The 18,448-nt window shown below is 40.8% G+C and carries 15 protein-coding genes and 2 tRNA genes; all 17 read right to left on the reverse strand.

Annotation, left to right across the window (positions count from 1 at the left end; translation table 11 throughout):
- Window positions 1-150 precede the first annotated feature (150 nt).
- Window positions 151-1,440 carry a glutamate-1-semialdehyde 2,1-aminomutase gene (hemL, locus tag JOD45_RS04575; protein WP_239549080.1) on the reverse strand — a complete coding sequence of 430 codons (1,290 nt, stop codon included), beginning with the start codon at window positions 1,438-1,440 and terminating at the stop codon, window positions 151-153.
- A 106-nt stretch (window positions 1,441-1,546) separates the two neighbouring features.
- On the reverse strand, window positions 1,547-2,524 hold the full coding sequence (gene hemB / locus JOD45_RS04580) for a porphobilinogen synthase (RefSeq protein WP_205002690.1): 978 nt from the start codon (window positions 2,522-2,524) through the stop codon (window positions 1,547-1,549).
- Entirely contained in the window at window positions 2,521-3,303 is a 783-nt protein-coding gene (locus JOD45_RS04585) for a uroporphyrinogen-III synthase (protein WP_205002691.1), read from the reverse strand. The genes hemB and JOD45_RS04585 overlap by 4 nt, the downstream gene beginning before the upstream one ends.
- A complete protein-coding gene (gene hemC, locus JOD45_RS04590) occupies window positions 3,300-4,232 on the reverse strand; it encodes a hydroxymethylbilane synthase (RefSeq protein ID WP_205002692.1) in 933 nt (310 codons plus the stop codon). The genes JOD45_RS04585 and hemC overlap by 4 nt, the downstream gene beginning before the upstream one ends.
- Before the next feature lie 54 nt (window positions 4,233-4,286).
- Window positions 4,287-5,105 carry a cytochrome C assembly family protein gene (locus JOD45_RS04595; protein ID WP_205002693.1) on the reverse strand — a complete coding sequence of 273 codons (819 nt, stop codon included), beginning with the start codon at window positions 5,103-5,105 and terminating at the stop codon, window positions 4,287-4,289.
- Between the two features lie 11 nt (window positions 5,106-5,116).
- Complete coding sequence (hemA, locus tag JOD45_RS04600) at window positions 5,117-6,490, reverse strand: glutamyl-tRNA reductase (protein WP_205002694.1); 1,374 nt, start codon at window positions 6,488-6,490, stop codon at window positions 5,117-5,119.
- Between the two features lie 262 nt (window positions 6,491-6,752).
- Window positions 6,753-7,334 (reverse strand): ribosome biogenesis GTP-binding protein YihA/YsxC, encoded by a 582-nt coding sequence (gene yihA, locus JOD45_RS04605; protein ID WP_205002695.1) that lies wholly within the window; start codon window positions 7,332-7,334, stop codon window positions 6,753-6,755.
- The gene (lon, locus tag JOD45_RS04610; protein ID WP_205002696.1) at window positions 7,324-9,657 is read right to left on the reverse strand and encodes an endopeptidase La; all 2,334 of its coding nucleotides are present in this window, start codon (window positions 9,655-9,657) and stop codon (window positions 7,324-7,326) included. The genes yihA and lon overlap by 11 nt, the downstream gene beginning before the upstream one ends.
- Before the next feature lie 71 nt (window positions 9,658-9,728).
- Window positions 9,729-11,399 (reverse strand): ATP-dependent protease LonB, encoded by a 1,671-nt coding sequence (gene lonB / locus JOD45_RS04615; protein ID WP_205002697.1) that lies wholly within the window; start codon window positions 11,397-11,399, stop codon window positions 9,729-9,731.
- Between the two features lie 104 nt (window positions 11,400-11,503).
- Window positions 11,504-12,775, reverse strand: coding sequence for an ATP-dependent protease ATP-binding subunit ClpX (gene clpX / locus JOD45_RS04620; protein WP_205002698.1), 1,272 nt, complete (start codon window positions 12,773-12,775; stop codon window positions 11,504-11,506).
- A gap of 287 nt (window positions 12,776-13,062) precedes the next feature.
- Window positions 13,063-14,367, reverse strand: coding sequence for a trigger factor (gene tig / locus JOD45_RS04625; protein ID WP_205002699.1), 1,305 nt, complete (start codon window positions 14,365-14,367; stop codon window positions 13,063-13,065).
- A 159-nt stretch (window positions 14,368-14,526) separates the two neighbouring features.
- On the reverse strand, window positions 14,527-15,555 hold the full coding sequence (locus JOD45_RS04630; protein ID WP_205002700.1) for a tetratricopeptide repeat protein: 1,029 nt from the start codon (window positions 15,553-15,555) through the stop codon (window positions 14,527-14,529).
- Between the two features lie 562 nt (window positions 15,556-16,117).
- A tRNA-Arg gene (locus JOD45_RS04635) sits at window positions 16,118-16,194 on the reverse strand.
- Window positions 16,195-16,335: 141 nt separating this feature from the next.
- Window positions 16,336-16,409, reverse strand: a tRNA-Gly gene (locus tag JOD45_RS04640).
- A 69-nt stretch (window positions 16,410-16,478) separates the two neighbouring features.
- A complete protein-coding gene (locus tag JOD45_RS04645) occupies window positions 16,479-17,000 on the reverse strand; it encodes a metallophosphoesterase (RefSeq protein ID WP_205002701.1) in 522 nt (173 codons plus the stop codon).
- On the reverse strand, window positions 17,001-17,603 hold the full coding sequence (locus JOD45_RS04650) for an XTP/dITP diphosphatase (RefSeq protein ID WP_205002702.1): 603 nt from the start codon (window positions 17,601-17,603) through the stop codon (window positions 17,001-17,003).
- Complete coding sequence (gene rph / locus JOD45_RS04655) at window positions 17,603-18,361, reverse strand: ribonuclease PH (RefSeq protein WP_205002703.1); 759 nt, start codon at window positions 18,359-18,361, stop codon at window positions 17,603-17,605. The genes JOD45_RS04650 and rph overlap by 1 nt, the downstream gene beginning before the upstream one ends.
- Between the last annotated feature and the right edge of the window lie 87 nt (window positions 18,362-18,448).

Below are 18,448 nucleotides of genomic sequence, written 5' to 3' on the forward strand. Positions count from 1 at the left end.
TAAAGATATATGTGTTTAGTCTATGTTTATGTCTACTTTAATGTGTATTCGAAGGATTTGTTTTCATACCTTAATGAATGATATTTTGGGAAATAGAAAAATAAAGAAGCGCCGGGTCAGCCGGACGCTTCTGAAAATAACATCACTTATTTACTTTTTTCCTATAATAGAAAAAGCCTTTTCCGCAGCTTTAATCGTTCTTTCAATATCATCCATCGTATGAGCTGTTGATAAAAAGATGCCTTCAAACTGAGATGGAGGGAATGAAAAGCCTTGTTCTAACATTGATTTAAAATAAGCATTAAAATGTTCAAGATTGGCGCTTTTAGCTGTTTCATAATTAATAACATCTTCGTCGGTGAAAAAGATGCCAATCATTGACCCGGCCTGATTGACTGACAGCGGTATCCCGTGCTTCTCGGCCGCACGTTGGTAGCCATCAGCCAATCGGTCTGCCTTTTCCCTGAACGCTTGATAATCTTCTTCTTTTAATTGTGATAATGTCGCATACCCAGCAGCCATTGCCAGCGGGTTGCCTGATAATGTTCCCGCTTGATAAATCGGACCATCAGGAGCAATTTTCTTCATGATTTCACGTTTTCCGCCAAAAGCACCAACCGGCAATCCTCCGCCGATGACTTTACCCAAACACGTAATATCAGGTGTGACATTAAAATATCCTTGGGCACAATGATAAGCTACCCTGAATCCTGTCATCACTTCATCAAAAATAAGCAAAGCGCCGTATTGATGTGTAATCTCCCTTAATGATTCCAGAAATCCCGGCAAAGGCGGTACGACACCCATATTTCCGGCAACGGGTTCTACAATAATTGCGGCAATATCTTCCCCAAATTGCTCAAAAGCGTATTTAACACTTTCAAAATCATTGTAAGGGACAGTTATGGTATTTTCAGCAACACTTTTCGGCACGCCTGGACTGTCAGGAAGGCCCAGAGTAGCGACACCGGAGCCGGCTTTGATTAATAAGGAATCGCCGTGCCCATGGTAACAGCCTTCAAATTTTAAGATTTTATTGCGTCCTGTATATCCGCGCGCTAATCTTAAAGCGCTCATGGTCGCTTCTGTGCCCGAATTAACCATCCTTACCACTTCAATCGAAGGGACGCGCTCAATGACTAATTCGGCCAGTTGTGTTTCTAAAACGTGCGGAGCACCGAAGCTTGTTCCTTTTTCCATTGTTTCTTTTAATAGACCGATAACATGATCATTAGCATGGCCAAGAATTAACGGCCCCCAGGAGAGCACATAGTCAATATATTCATTGCCATCAAGATCGTAAATTTTCGAGCCCTTGCCTTTGTTCATATATATCGGCGACATATCCACTGACCGAAATGCTCTTACCGGACTGTTAACGCCGCCGGGCATTAAAGGTTTGGCTTGTTCGTACGCTTTAACGGACTTTTCTATATTCATTAGGAGTCCTCCTATCTTGCTTTTATATTTGGATAGAGCAGCCGCCTCTAAAAAAACGGAAGCGCTGGCAATCATTTCTTTCATAAGGGTTAAACTCTTGCTTTAATTACTCTTTCATCCAACGGACGGCATCTTTGGCATGATAGGTAATGATAATATCAGCGCCGGCACGTTTCATACTCATCAACTTCTCTATGACGGCCGCTTTCTCGTCTAACCAGCCATTTTGGCAGGCGGCCTTGATCATCGCGTATTCGCCGCTGACATTATAAGCCACAACAGGGAGATCAAATCGGTTTCTCACATCCCTAATAATGTCTAAATAAGACAATGCGGGTTTCACGATCAGGAAGTCTGCACCTTCATTAAGATCCGATTGTGCTTCCCTTAATGCTTCGCGCCGATTGCCGGGATCCATTTGATATGTCTTCCGGTCGCCGAATTGCGGAGCACCTTCAGCAGCTTCGCGAAACGGACCATAAAAAGCCGAAGCATACTTAATTGCATAAGACATAATCGGGATGTCCTTAAAACCCGCTTCATCCAGTCCATGGCGAATAGCGGTTACAAAACCGTCCATCATATTTGACGGCGCAATGATATCCGCACCTGCTTCTGCTTGAGATACAGCCGTTTTGGCCAGAACGGCCAGACTTTCATCATTTTCAACATCACCGTTATGAATAATGCCGCAATGACCGTGATCTGTATATTCACAAAGACAAGTATCTGCGACAACAATAAGATCTGGATATTTTTCCTTAATGTATCTGATGGCTTTTTGGACAATGCCGTGATCATGATAGGCCATTGTTCCCTCAGCATCTTTATAATCCGGAATGCCGAACACCATAATAGAAGGGATGCCGAGTGCCGTGACTTCATCCAATTCTTCATGCAGACGATCAATAGAATATTGATATACTCCCGGCATTGACGATACTTCTTTTTTAATATGATGACCTTCAACAACAAATACCGGATAAACAAAATCTTTGGCGCTTAATGACGTTTCTTTAACCATACTTCTTAAAGCTGGTGTTTTTCTTAGTCTCCGGTGTCGGTCAAAAATCAAATCTTTCATTTCAATTCCCCCAAATAGTATTCTGCAATAGCAGCAACGAGCGACTGTGCCGTAAAATCTTTTGGAACCGCCTGTACACGGATGCCTTTTGAAAGTGCAGCATCGGCTGTTACTTTTCCGATACAAGCAACCACTTTATGATTTATAAACGTTTTCCAATCATGAGGAGATAATAATTCAATAAAAAAATGAATAGATGACGGGCTTGTAAACGTAATGACATCCAATTGGTTTTGTATCATGCTGTTTATTAAAGCCGGGCGGGACGCCTCATTTTTAACAGTATGATAGACCACGACATCCTTTATATTAAACCCTGCTTCTTTTAATGTTTCTTTTAAGATGGGTTTCGCCAATTGCCCTAATGGCAAAAGCACTGACTGGTGAGGATTTTCATGTTTGATTAAATTTTGAGCCAGCGCCTCTGCCGTATAAGTTTCCGGAACAAGCTCCGGGCTGAATCCGTAATCCTTTAGGACCTCTTCCGTTTTCTTTCCAACCACTGCTATCTTAATATGTTCTAATAAATGTTTCGCATGACCTGCAAAATAAAAAAAGTATTTTATGCTGTTCGCGCTCGTAAAAACAATCCAATCCGTTTTTTTCAGCGCATCAATTAACCGCTCTTGTTCATGTATGGAAAGGGGAGCGGGTCTAAAAGCCAAGACCGGAATAACCACCGGCTCGCCGCCATTCTTTTCTATCGCTTTGATCATCGGCCGGGCTTGTTCTTGTGCCCTTGTAATTAAGACCCTTTTCCCTGCCAATGGCTTGTTCATGATTTGTCAAGCTCTTCTCTGACTTTATCTAAAATTTGCTTAGCGCCCCGTTCCATTAAAACACGAGCCAGCTTAACGCCAAGTTCTTCCGGATTTTCTCCAGTCAGGGTTTCTTTAATGATTGTCTTGCCGTCAGGTGTGCCCACCAAACCAGTCAAAGTCACTGATTGGCCATCTTTATGAGCATGCGCTGCTATCGGCACTTGACAGCCGCCGTCAAGTGTCTTGAGAAAAGCTCGTTCCGCCGTGACTGTGACATATGTGTCTTCATCATGAATTTGTTTTAACAGCTTGATTAGCGCCGCGTGATCCGTCCGGCACTCAATCGCTAATGCCCCTTGGCCGACCGCCGGAAGACAGACAGAAGCCGGGAGATATTCTGTTATGATGTCGTTGGACCATCCCATCCGCTTCATCCCTGCAGCCGCCAAAATAATGGCATCAAAATCTTCTGCTTTTAATTTATTTAGACGGGTGTCAATATTCCCGCGAATCGAACGAATAGTAATGTCCGGCCGAAGAGCTGACAGCTGTGCCGCTCTTCTTAAACTGCTCGTCCCTACGACAGCCCCTTTAGGCAGTTCCATGAAAGGGATGTGGTGTTTGGAAATATAAACATCTCGAAAATCTTCCCGAACCGGAACACAAGCAATTGTCAGACCGTCCGGAAGAATTGACGGCATGTCTTTCATACTGTGTACAGCAAAATCTATTTCTTTATTCAATAAAGCTTGTTCGATTTCTTTCACAAACAAGCCTTTTCCGCCGACTTTAGATAAGGTCACATCCAATATGCGGTCGCCTTTTGTTACAATATGCTTTAAATCAAACTCAAGCAGATCATTTACTTTCTTTAATTGATTGATCACCCAGTTTGTCTGAGTCAGTGCAAGCTTGCTTTTTCTTGAGCCTACTTTAATCAAGTTCAAATTCGGCACCTCCTTTAATCGCTACGAGTTCTTGTACAACGATCATTTTCATGATTACCAGAAATGAAAGTTTGTTAATGTTTCTGATAAAAAGACATTAATCAAGACTAATAAGAAACCGGCAGCATTCCAGTAAGTCAACGGTTTTCCATGGACATTTTTGCCCAAACGCTGATAAAGGAATAAACAATATACGGTAATGACCAAAAAGGAAGAAATAACCTTTGGATCAAGGAGGCTGAAGTCTGCAAGTACCGTATAAGCCCTGATAATTCCTAAGACCAAACTAATGAGCAGAAGCGGAACGCCGACTAAATTGCATAAAAATGACCACTTTTCAATTTGTGATAAACTGCCGAATCTTACGAGTCTCTTTCCCCATTTTTTCTGTTTTAGCATATGATATTCAATTAAATACATCATTGAAAGAATAAAAGATATCGTAAAAACAGCATAAGCGAGAAAGGCAATTGTAATATGGATAACAAGCAAATCGCTCATTAAGTGCCTGGAAAGTTCGTCTCTTACAGGATCTTTTGGCTTAAATAAGCTGATTGCCATCATAACAAAGCCGGCAAGGTTTGTAAAAAACACAAAAAAATCGACACGCAATAGACGATTAATCAAGAGTGAGAGCGTCACTAATATCCATGATAAAAAGAAAAGGCCGTCTGTAATTGTTAAAATGGGAAACTCGCCGATGTAGTCTGCTTTAACAATAAAAATGCCGCATTGCAGGAACCAAATAATAGAAAGCAACCAGAAGGCAGTCCGATTAGCCCTCCGGTTGTTTTCAAGAAAATCTATAAAATAACCGCATACGCTCAGAACGTATAAACAGATTGTTAAGTCATACAATAAATTCAGTGTCATAAGGGCGCCTCCTAGGAGCGTAATGACACATGACCGGCAGCAGGGAACCCTTTTTGGGGGACATTCTCCCAAGTTTCGGGCGACTTTACATTTTCGCTCTTTTGCTTTTCTTGTTTGACGTTCTCTTCAATTGCAAATATATCAATAAATGTTTGCAGTGATTTTTCTGCATTTGGCTCCCCGGCAAGTTCCTTGGCCTTTTGAATGGGGTCCCTTAACAGCTGATTAACAATGCTTTTCGTATGTTTTCTGATCACTTTAAGCTCTCTATCAGTTAAATCCGGAAGCTTGCGCTCAATGCTTTTCATCGTTTCTGCTTGGATATTTAAAGCTTTGTTCCTCAATGCAGAAATAACCGGAACGACTCCTAAGGTTTGCAGCCATTCTTTAAATCGGACGAGCTGCTCTTCAATAAAAAGTTCAATTTGCGCAGCTGATTCCTTTCTTTCTTCCAAATTCGCTTGGACAATGCCTTCTAAGTCATCGATATCATATAAAAAGACGCCTTCAATATCATTGATTTCCGGATCGATATCACGAGGAACAGCGATATCCACAATAAATAACGGGCGTCCTTTTCTTTTTTTCACCGCTGCTTTGGCGAAATCTTTGCTCAAAATATAATCCCGTGCTCCAGTCGAACTGACCAAGATATCGGCTTCTAATAGAGCTTGTGACATCTTTGACATGTCACTTGCCTGCCCGGAAAAACGTTCGGCAAGCTCTTTGGCTTTCGCATATGTCCGGTTCATCACTGTAATTTTTGATACGCCTTGGCCGTTTAAATGTTTGGCGGTTAACTCGCTCATCTTCCCTGCCCCTACAATTAATATATGCTTGTCCGCTAAACCGCCGAAAATTTGTTTGGCTAATTCAACAGCTGCATAACTGACTGAAACAGGATTATCGTTGATTGATGTTTCAGAATGAGCGCGCTTTGCCAAGTAAATGGCCTCTTTAAACAATTCATTAAAAATCGTGCCGGTTGTCTCATATTTCTGAGCTAATAAAAAAGCCTCGCGAATTTGTCCGAGTATTTGCGTTTCACCGAGTATCATAGAGTCTAAACCGCATGTCACCCGGAAAAGATGTTCAATGGCCGCTTCGTCTTCTTTAATAAACAAAAAAGAGGTCAATTGTTCCTTATCTATGCCGAACCATTCCGATAAAAACATTTTGGTATAATAGCGTCCTGTATGCAATTGATCACTGACAACATACACTTCCGTTCGGTTGCATGTTGAAACAATGACATCCTCAAAAATGCTTTTGGTTTGACGAAGTTTAATTAAGGCTTCATGAAGTGTTGATGCTTCAAAAGCCACCTTTTCCCTAATATCAACAGGGGCGGTCTGGTGGTTTAATCCAACTGCAATGACATGCATAAAATGTCCCCCCATTTTAATCCATACAATACAAACAACTCTATTATAACATGTGTATGTTATCCTGCTTTGAAAAAATGTGAACAGGCCATGAAAAACAATATTTCACATTTTATAATGATTCTTATGTTAGAATATCAAAAAACACGAACGAAATCAAAATATACAGAAACAGAACTTATTTCCTATTATTGGCTTTATCTCCTTTGTTTAGTCATATCATAAAAAAAGAAAACCCTAAGAGATTTCCTGCCTCTTAGGGTTATAAGTATTGGCTGATCGTTCGCCACAATTCATCTTTGCCAAAACCTGAATGCGCCGAAAAAAGAGTGATGGGATCATTCGGTTCGATATTTAAGACTTCTTTAACTATCTTTTGGTGCTTCTGTAACTTTCCTTTTGGAATTTTATCCGCCTTTGTTGCCACAATAATCGTTGGGATTTCGTAGTATTTTAGAAATTCGTACATTTGCTGGTCATCGTTTGACGGCGGGTGCCGAAGATCGACAATTTGTATCACTGCTTTTAATTGTTTATTGGTAGTAAAATAAGTCTCCAGCATGCGTCCCCATGCTTGTTTTTCTTTTTTCGACACTTTTGCATACCCGTAACCCGGGACATCGACAAAGTAAAATTTATCGTTTATTTTATAGTAATTTAACGTTTGTGTTTTTCCTGGCTTTTGCGAAGTCCGCGCGATATTTTTTCGATTGCACAGCTTATTGATTAAGGATGATTTTCCTACATTAGAACGTCCGGCGAGCGCTATTTCCGGCAAACCATCTTTGGGATATTGGGATGGCTGAACAGCGCTGATGATAAATTCAACTTGATTAATCTTCATTTTTCTTCACCGGTCTAAGCGCGTGTTTTAAAACTTCATCCAAATGAGTAACTGGAATAAATCTCAAATCATTTTTTACACTGTCAGGAATATCATCCAAATCTCGTTCATTGTCTTGCGGAATAATGATTGTTTTCAAGCCTGCCCGGTGCGCGCTTAATGACTTTTCTTTTAAGCCGCCGATGGGCAAAACTCTGCCGCGCAAAGTAATTTCCCCTGTCATGCCTACCTCTTTTTTTGCCGGTCTGTTCGTTAAAGCCGAAACAAGCGCCGTTGCCATAGTAATGCCTGCAGAAGGCCCGTCCTTAGGTGTCGCGCCCTCAGGCACATGAATATGAACATCTAATTTTTCATAAAAGTCTTCATCAATATCAAGAGCCTTGGCCCTTGAACGGACATAGCTAAATGCTGCTTGAGCAGATTCTTTCATAACATCTCCGAGCTGACCGGTCAAAACTAATTTCCCCTTACCCGGAGATAGGGAAACTTCTATAGATAGCGTATCACCGCCGAAAGGTGTATAAGCCAAACCCGTAACAATACCAACTTGATCTTTAGTTTCTGCTTGTCCATAACGAAAAATCGGTTTGCCTAAAAATTCTTCAAGCACTTTTTTGGTGATTGTCAGGCTTTTTTTCTTTCCGGAAACGATTATTTTAGCCGCTTTCCTGCAAAGGGCGGCAATTCGGCGCTCTAAATTACGGACACCCGCTTCTCTTGTATAATAACGGATAAGATCAATAATAGCTTCGTCACGGAACCTCAATTGGCTTTTCTTTAAGCCGTGCTCTTTCAATTGTCTGGGAATCAGATGTTCTTTGGCAATATGCTGTTTTTCAAGTTCTGTATAACCGGCAATATTAAGAATTTCCATCCGGTCCAATAACGGCCGCGGAATCGTCCCGATATTATTTGCCGTTGTAATAAACATAACTTTGCTTAAATCATACGGCTCTTCTATATAATGGTCGCTGAATGTATTGTTTTGCTCTGGATCGAGAACCTCCAGCATTGCTGCAGAAGGGTCGCCTCTAAAATCATTCGACATTTTATCGATCTCGTCAAGAAGAAAAACAGGATTAATCGTCCCTGCTTTTTTCATCCCTTGAATAATTCGTCCCGGCATAGCTCCGACATACGTTCTTCTATGCCCGCGAATTTCCGCTTCATCACGCACCCCGCCAAGCGATATGCGAACGAAATGACGGTTTAGTGATTTGGCTATTGATTTCGCAAGCGATGTTTTTCCGACCCCGGGAGGTCCCGCCAAACATAAAATAGGCCCTTTCATAGAACGGGTAAGCTGTTGAACGGATAAATATTCAAGCACCCTTTCCTTGACTTTTTCCAGACCATAATGTTCTTCTTCTAAAATCTTTTCCGCATGATTAATGTCTAAATTGTCTTCCGTTTGTTTTTTCCAAGGCAATTGCAAGAGCCAGTCAATATAATTTCGAATCACGCCGCTCTCCGCTGAACTTGAAGGCAGTTTTTCAAAACGGTTTAATTCTTTGAAAGCTGTTTCCTTGACATTTTCCGGCATGGAAGATGATTCGATTTCTTTCCTTAAAGCTTCTACTTCATCTCCCCGTCCTTCACGTTCGCCCAATTCTTTTTGAATAGCTTTCATTTGCTCCCGCAAATAATATTCCTTTTGCGTACGCTCCATCGATTGTTTGACGCGTTGGCCGATTTTGCGCTCGATATCTAATACTTCTTGTTCATTTGTCAGAATTTCAATTAACTTCTTTAAGCGGTCCTTTACATTTACAATCTCTAATATTTCTTGCTTTTCTTTAACTTTTAAAGTTAAATGGGAAGCAACCACATCCGCTAGCTGACTCGGATCTTCAATATCACTGACTGTCCCCATGATTTCCGGTGTAATTTTTTTGGAAAGTTTTATATACCCGCTGAATTGGTCAAGGACATTCCTCATAAGAGCCGTTGTTTCAATGTCATGCTCAACATCATCTTCCAAAATTTCAACATTTACTTCAAAATATTGATCATTTTTATTAAAAGATGTTATTTTCGCCCTTTGTTCACCCTCTACAAGGATGCGTATTGTTCCATTTGGCAATTTCAACATCTGTTTAACCGTAGATATAGTGCCAACCTCATAAATATCTGTTGTTTCAGGATCCTCAGTGGCCATTTCTTTTTGGGCAGCAAGAAAAATGCGATGATCATTAACCATGACTTTTTCAAGCGCCTCAACAGATTTGTCACGCCCAACATCAAGGTGAAGCACTACTGATGGATAGATGAGCATACCGCGCAGCGGCAGGAGGGGTATTGTTAATTGTTTTTCTGCTATCATTGGTAAAAAACACCTCCACTTCATGTACTCTGTACAATTCTATCCTATAAAGCCATGTCATGTCTAATTTTTTATACAGGTTCTGACGGGGCTTGAGCGATTCCGGAAGCCGGAATGGTTTCCTCCTCAAAATCCTGTTTAATCAGGATATGATTTAACACTTCATCTACGTGCGACACAGGTATAATTTCTATATCCTTTATATCATCCAGCATGCTTTGTCTATTTTCTTCTGGAATAATGACCCGTTTCGCTCCTGCTTCTTTGGCCGCTCTTATTTTGGCAACCACGCCGCCTATTGGTTTAACCGCTCCATGAATGCTTAATTCTCCGGTCAAAGCGACCTTTGGATCAATCGGTATGTTTTTTATCGCGGAATAAACGGCAGATGCAATGGCTATGCCTGCGGATGGACCATCAACCGGCGCCCCGCCCGGAAAATTAATATGAATATGATATTGATGCGCCCGAACGCCTAACTTATTTAAAACAGTTAACACATTTTCAACAGAACTTTTGACAAGGCTTTTGCGGCGAATCGATTTACTGCTAGATCCCAGCGTCTCTTCTTCAACAATACCGGTTATTGTCATGCTGCCTTTTCTGCTGCTTTTAACAGCTGTTACTTCTATCTCGAGAAGCGCGCCGCTGTTAGCCCCGTATACTGCAAGTCCATTGACAAGACCCGCTTTCGGTTCTTCATGTATTTTTTTATTCGGTTTTGGCATTAACTGACTGGAATGAATCACCCATTCGATATCCGCTAATCTTATATTTTCGGATTTCTTAGAGATAGCCATTCCAGCTGCTATTTGCATGATATTAACAGCCTCCCGCCCATTCCTTGCATATTCAGCAATCTTTTCAATACAAGGCGGCGATACGTTTAGCCTCAGTTTATCAGCTGCGCGTTTCGCAATGACCTCTATGTCGCTGTTTTTTAATTCATTAAAGTATATTTCTAGACACCTTGAACGAATGGCAGGGGGAATTTCCTCTGGAGACCTTGTCGTAGCACCGATCAGGCGAAAGTCAGCCGGCAAGCCGTTTTGGAAAATATCATGGATATGTGCAGGTATCTGCGTATTTTCTTCATTATAATAGGCGCTTTCCAGAAATACTTTGCGATCTTCCAGCACTTTTAATAGTTTGTTCATTTGAATCGGATGCAGTTCGCCGATTTCGTCTATAAAAAGGATGCCGCCGTGGGCATGTGTGACGGCTCCTTGCTTAGGCTGCGGAATACCGGCTTGCCCCATAGCTCCGGCGCCTTGATAAATAGGATCATGCACGGATCCGATAAGAGGATCGGCAATACCGCGTTCATCGAAGCGTGCCGTTGTAGCATCAAGTTCAATAAATACAGCAGATGGCTTAAAAGGAGATTGAGGATTTTTTTTGGCTTCTTCTAAAACCAACCGCGCCGCTGCCGTTTTTCCCACTCCTGGAGGACCATATATAAGGACATGTTGGGGGTTTGGGCCGCACAGCGCTGCTCTCAACGTTTGTATGCCGTCTGCCTGGCCTACAATATCCTCCATTTGGCTGGGGCGGACTTTCTCTGATAACGGCTCTGTTAAAGATATGTTTCTCATCTTTCTTAACTGCTCGATTTCCTTTTTGGATTCACGGTCTATGGATATTTTCTGTGAATGTTGGCTCCTTAATAAATTCCAAAAATACATGCCGATGATGATCCCAAAAAACAATTGTACAAAGATAAGTAGCGTTGTCCAATTCATTGCCTTACCTCCTGATGATTGCTTCTTGGGTTAGTATCTCCGAGCATGTTTCGTACTAAACAAAAAAATCAAAACTACCCGTTTTCACGGGTAGTTTTGATTTTTTAAGCACTTTCTTTTGGCGTTTCATTATCTTTTAATACTGTACCATCATCCAATATTAAAGTTGGCGCGATTTTGTTAAGAACCGTTTCCCGAGTGATAATGCATTTCTCAATATCGTCTCTTGACGGCAGTTCATACATCACATCAAGCATAATGCTTTCAATGATTGAACGCAGTCCGCGCGCGCCGGTTTTTCGCTCAATTGCCTTTTTAGCAATATCTCTTAACGCCTCATCGGTAAATTCTAACTCAACATTGTCCAGTTCAAGCAGTTTCTTATATTGCTTAACCAAAGCATTTTTCGGTCTTGTCAAAATGTCTACAAGCGCATCTTCATCCAGCTGCTCCAAGCTTGTAACAACCGGCAAGCGGCCGATAAATTCCGGTATTAAACCAAATTTCAATAAATCTTCAGGAAGCACTTGTTTAAGATATTCATCTTTATGGAATTCCTGTTTTATGGTATCGGCGCCAAACCCGATAACCTTTTTTCCGAGCCTGCGCTTAATGATTTGTTCAATGCCATCAAAGGCGCCGCCGCAAATAAATAATATATTTGTTGTATCAATTTGAATAAATTCTTGATGCGGATGTTTCCTTCCGCCTTGAGGAGGCACGCTCGCAACAGTGCCTTCAAGAATTTTAAGCAATGCTTGCTGAACGCCTTCACCAGAAACGTCTCGAGTAATCGACGGGTTTTCAGACTTCCTGGCAATTTTATCAATTTCATCAATGTAAATAATGCCTTTTTCTGCTTTTTCAACATCGTAATCAGCGGCTTGAATGAGCTTCAATAAGATATTCTCAACATCTTCACCGACATAACCTGCTTCTGTTAATGATGTTGCATCAGCGATAGCAAACGGCACATTGAGGATTCTTGCCAAAGTTTGAGCTAAGAGTGTTTTACCGCTACCTGTTGGTCCAATCATAACAATGTTACTCTTCGCAAGTTCAACATCATCCGACTTTTGTTTGGCATTAATTCTTTTATAATGATTATAAACAGCTACTGACAGACTCTTTTTGGCATCCTCTTGACCTATAACATAATCTTCCAATATAGCCCGTATTTCCTGCGGTTTAGGCACATCTTTGAATTCAACTTCCTCTTCAGCACCTAACTCTTCTTCTACAATTTCAGTGCAGAGCTCAATGCACTCATCACAAATATACACGCCAGGCCCAGCAACAAGCTTACGTACCTGATCTTGGGTTTTGCCACAAAAAGAGCATTTTAACTGCCCTTTTTCTTCATTAAATTTAAACATTTTTTCACCCCTATTTCTTCTGTCTTTCCTTTTAAAGCAGACAAGAGCGAAGCATCATATTTATAGCACATTGATATTCCGTTAATTTAACTGCATTGAACAATGTCTTTGGTTATGTACGCATTGTATCACAAATAGTGACCTTAAATAAAATATTTGCTTATTGTAAGGATATGTATAATCAAAATAAAATAAACGTATTTTACATGATCTATTTAAATCTCGGAAAAAATGGGCTTGTTCTTCTTATAAAACAAGGCACGATATCTCGCGCCTTGTTTTTTTCATTATGATGCTTTTACTTTGCTGTGTTCAACAAGAAAGTCAACCGCTTTGCGAAGTTGAAGGTCAGATTTAATGAGGTCATTGCCGCCTTGCATAGCCAGCATTTGTTTGACTTGGTCAGTAGATAGCTTGTAGTTTTCTGCCATCTTCTCAAGTTCTTTTTCAATTTCTTCTTCGCTGACTTCAATGTTTTCAGCCTTTACAATAGCCTCTAGTGTTAAGTTAGCACGAACGCGTTTGCTAGCATCATCCTTCATTTGCTCTCTTAGAGATTCTTGATCAGTTCCGGAAAACTGATAATACATATCCAAAGTAAGCCCTTGAGATTGAATGTTTTGTTCGAATTCTCTTACCATGCGATCAAGCTCAGTTTCGATCATTGCTTCCGGTATGTCGATTTCAGCATTCTCAGATGCTTTTTCAACAACAGTATCGCGTGTTGCATTCTCAGCGTTTCTCTCTTTAGTTTCTTTTAGCTGCTTTTTAATCGTTTCTTTTAATTCATCCAAAGTTTCAACTTCATCATTTACATCTTTGGCAAACTCATCATCAAGTTCAGGAAGCTGCTTTTCTTTAATTTCATGAAGCTTTACTTTGAATGTTGCTTCTTTCCCTTTAAGTTCCTCAGCGTGATAATCTTCAGGGAATGTTACTTTGACATCTTTTTCTGCGCCGACAGTTAAACCTACAAGCTGTTCTTCAAAGCCTGGAATAAATGTATTTGATCCGACTTCTAAGCTATAATTTTCAGCTTTGCCGCCTTCAAACGGTTCGCCGTCTACGAAGCCTTCAAAGTCAATAACTGCCGTATTTCCTTCTTCAACTTCGCCTTCTTCTTTAACGACAAGCTCTGCAAAGCGTTCTTGAAGTTGTTTGATTTGGTTGTCAACGTCCTCATCAGTCACTTCAGTGTCTTGCTTTTCTACTTCAAGTCCTTTGTACTCTCCAAGCTTAACTTCAGGTTTAACAGTGACTGCTGCTGTCAGCACTACCGGACTGCCTTGTTCGATTTTCTCAACATCAATTTCCGGGCGGTCTACCGGCTCAATGCCAGTCTCATCTACCGCTTTTGAATAAGCTTCAGGAAGCATTATATCTAATGCATCTTGATACAGGGATTCAACACCAAAGCGTTGTTCAAAAATCTTGCGCGGCACTTTCCCTTTCCGGAAACCTGGAACATTAACTTTCTTGACTACTTTTTTAAACGCTTTATCTAGCGATTTATTAAAGCTTTCAGCATCAACTTCAAAAGTTAATGTCCCTTGATTTCCCTCTTGCTTCTCCCATTTTGCTGTTACATCCATATATTTTTACCTCCAACATTTATCCTCATACTTAATTTTTTATAATAGTTTTATTACAGCCATTTCATTATAACATAATAGATTCTTATTTCAAAAATCAATTTATAGAGGCCGTTCAAAAAATCCGGAAAAGCATTTTCCTTTTTGTTTGAACTCATATTAGAAATTGTTTTCGGAAGACATTTCTTCGACCTTTTTTATAAATAGTGCTTGTTCTTTAACCTTATTTACCGGGACATTAAATTGATGGAAAAATTTATCCTCATCAATATCCACCCCGTTAATTTGATGTGTATAAAGAGAGCAGGCCCCGGCCCATATATCAGGTTTCATAGGCTCAAGGGGTTTAGGGAAAGACGCCACAATAAAATGCTGCCAGATCTGCTCGGCCAGCTCGCATAATGTCGGGTTTTCCGACATCAGCGCCCGTTGAATCCTTTGAGATACTTGATCTTTAAAGTCTTCATAAAACAAATGGTCGCCATCAAGATTAACCTTAAAAGTTTCGCCCATTTTAGCGACAGTGACAGTACCCTTTCTCCCTCTTGCTTTTAAAAGTTTAAGAACAAGCGTTTTAATAAAGGGATCTCCTGTGCTTGATGATAGGAATTCAGTCAATTCTTGTTCCTCATCCGATGAAAGTCTGTTATTTAAGTTTTGTACAGCCAGCCACTGTTTTTCAGGATCCGGATGATGCAGTTCTGATAAATCAAGTTTGCGAACAGGAGCATCATCTTCTGATGGATGGCTTGTATGGGTTTCTGTTAATCTGACTCGACAAAATTCCGCCAATTGCCGCAGCATCGATTCAATTTCAGGAGGGGTCTCATCTTCTTCTAAAATCGCCTCAGCCATAGCAATGACTTCTTGGTAGCGGCGCCTTTGGATCAGAATCGTCATATGAAGCCTTAATACATCATAATAGTTGCCAATATCTCTTTTCAACATTTCTGAAGTTATAGCCTCAGCTTTTTCATAATCGCCAAGTTCTACATAACATACAGAAAGGCCGTATGCCGCTTGGGGATGATCTGGATCTATGTCATACAGCTGTTCAAATAATACCTTTGCTTCCTTGTATTTTTTATCTTTTAGCTTCTCAATCCCTCTTTCAACAAGGCGTTCTTCCAAATGCGGAAATAGAACGAGCTTGCTGTCCACTTTTCTAGCCATGTGTTTTCGCTTCATATATGTGTCTCTCCATCAATTATACTGCTTACAGTTTAGCAGGTTGCTGCGGAGAAGACAAATATGCCGCCAATATATTATTTAAATTCTCCATCAATGCATCATTTTCCTTTAAAATAACCATTTAAACACAAAAACTTTTATGCTTTAAAACAAAAAATTTTTTGATGCTTATATAGCATAAACATGAGAAAGAAACGAATGAATAAAGTCTCAAGAGAGAAAAAATGCTTATTAAAATTTGTGCAAAAAATACGCGGAGGTTTAAATTAAGGCGGGTTGATCCATTTAAAATCGGCTGCTTAATAAGCAGTATGAGGTACTGACAAGCAAAGCAAAACACAAACTGAATCACGAAATATCCCCTATCATGACAGTTTTTTTGCTCCCTTTCTGCTTTAACATCAAATATTCCATTTCTTTTGGCCATACAAAAAACCTCTTATACCATAAAGCGTCGAAGTCAATAATCGGTGCCATTTCTTAAATGGCCGCTATATTGACCGTTTCACTCAACGATACAAGAGGCTGTTAATCTGCGTTTGTTTTATGTAATATTTTATGGCGTCCCAGGAGAGATTCGAACTCCCGACCGACGGCTTAGAAGGCCGTTGCTCTATCCTGCTGAGCTACTGGGACAAACGATGAAAAATTGTAAACTTCTAAGTATGTACAACGAAACTGTTCGAAACGCTGCATTATCAAAATACCGAGCAAACAAGATGAACGGATATGATTTCAATGATGCTTGAAGCTTCGGCATCATCATAAATAAAAAAATGGAGCGGGTGATGGGAATCGAACCCACGACCAGAGCTTGGAAGGCTCTTGTTTTACCACTAAACTACACCCGCAATACAGTGTAACGACAATAATTAATATATATGATAAATCGTTCACTGTCAACTATTTGTCTAAAATTTCTATGCCAGCACATATTTTTTGCTTAAAGACTCAACAGGCTCCCCGTTTTGATTAAAATAATTAACGTTCACTTCTTTCTTATCATTATTGATCTCGCAAATGACATAAGTTTTCTCATTCATGCCTCTAGGCAAACGCAAGCTGCCGGGATTTATAAAGATTTTCTTCCCTTCCTGGAAAGTGACAGCATGATGAGTATGTCCAAAGCAAACGATATCAGCGCCGGTTTCTTCCGCCTTATATAACAAATTTACAGGGGACATTTTAATATTGTATAAATGCCCGTGAGTCACAAAAAGTTTAAAGCCGCCGACAGTTTTAATCAAATCGTCAGGATAGCCGGATGACGGCGAATCACAATTGCCTTTGACCGCATGAAAAGAGGTCATTTCCTCTGAGCTGCCGGGCAATTCAGAGTCGCCGCAGTGAATAAATAATTGAACATCATCGCGATATCTTTCGACTAAATTTGTCAGTTCATGAGTCAATCCATGACTATCGCTGGCAATTAAGACCTTCATTTATTCACCCTCCATCCATTCCGGCCAGTATTTCATTAGTTTTTGCATGGCTTGGGCTCTGTGACTGATTTTGTTCTTTTCATCGCTTGAAAGTTCGGCCATTGTCCGGCCCAGTTCCGGCAGATAAAAAATCGGGTCGTAGCCAAAGCCCTGGTTGCCAATTCTTTCTTCAGTAATAATTCCTTCGCAGACTCCCTCGACGAATCGCGTTTCCTTGCCGGGCGCACTAATAGCCAGCACACAAACAAAACGGGCAGTCCTTTGATCCATTGGCACATTTTTCAGTTCTTCCAATACTTTATCGATATTTTTATCGTCATTTTTTTCAGTACCGGCAAAACGGGCCGAAAAGACGCCGGGCCGGCCGTCAAGCGCATCAATCACTAACCCGGAATCATCAGCTATAGTGATTGTCTTCATGATGTTAGAAATGCCTTCAGCTTTCAACTTAGCATTTTCGTGAAAAGTTGTGCCCGTCTCCGGTATATCTATCGGCTGTTCCAGATCGCGCAATGACGAAACTTGGACATCAAAATCCCTAAACAGCTTCTTAAACTCTTTTATTTTACCTTCGTTATTTGAAGCAATAAGCAGCTTTTTCATTATCCTTCACTCCGGTTTTCCGTGCTCTCAGCTTTTTCAATATCCCCTATCACTGATTTTTGCACATCGATTAATTCACGAATACCTTTTTTTGCAAGGTTAAGCAGGCTGGCTAGTTGATCTTCGCTAAAAGTCGCTTCTTCACCTGTACCCTGAATTTCAACAAATTGGCCCGTTCCGGTCATCACGACATTCATGTCAACAGCTGCCGTAGAATCCTCTTCATAACAAAGGTCAAGAATCGGGCCATATTCAGGATGAATCCCGACAGAAGTTGCCGCTAGATAAGTTTTGATCGGCAATTCCTTAATGGTCTTATTTTCCACTAATTTCTGGAATGCCAAAACCATAGCCACAAAGGCTCCTGTTATAGACGCGGTTCGCGTTCCGCCGTCTGCTTGAATCACATCACAATCGATCCACAGCGTCCGTTCGCCTATTTTTTCCAAATCAACAACTGAACGCAGCGCTCTGCCGATTAATCGCTGTATTTCCATTGTACGGCCGCCGATTTTTCCTTTGCTGGACTCTCGAATATTTCTTTGCGCGGTCGCTCTCGGCAGCATGGCGTATTCAGCTGTTATCCAGCCCTTTCCTTGCCCTCTCATAAAAGGGGGCACCCGCTCTTCGATTGTCGCATTGCAAATGACCTTCGTTCTCCCTACAGTAATCAGCACTGATCCTTCTGGATGCATAATATAATCAGGCTCTATATGTATTGACCTTAATTCGTCATTCTGACGGTCGTCATGTCTCATTATAATCCCCCTCGTGCATCGACTATAGATTATAAATATTGATCCCCATTTTTTTGGGATCCTTATAAAGAAATTTGGCTGATGCCA

Source organism: Scopulibacillus daqui, from assembly GCF_016908855.1.
Classification (GTDB): domain Bacteria; phylum Bacillota; class Bacilli; order Bacillales; family Sporolactobacillaceae; genus Scopulibacillus_A; species Scopulibacillus_A daqui.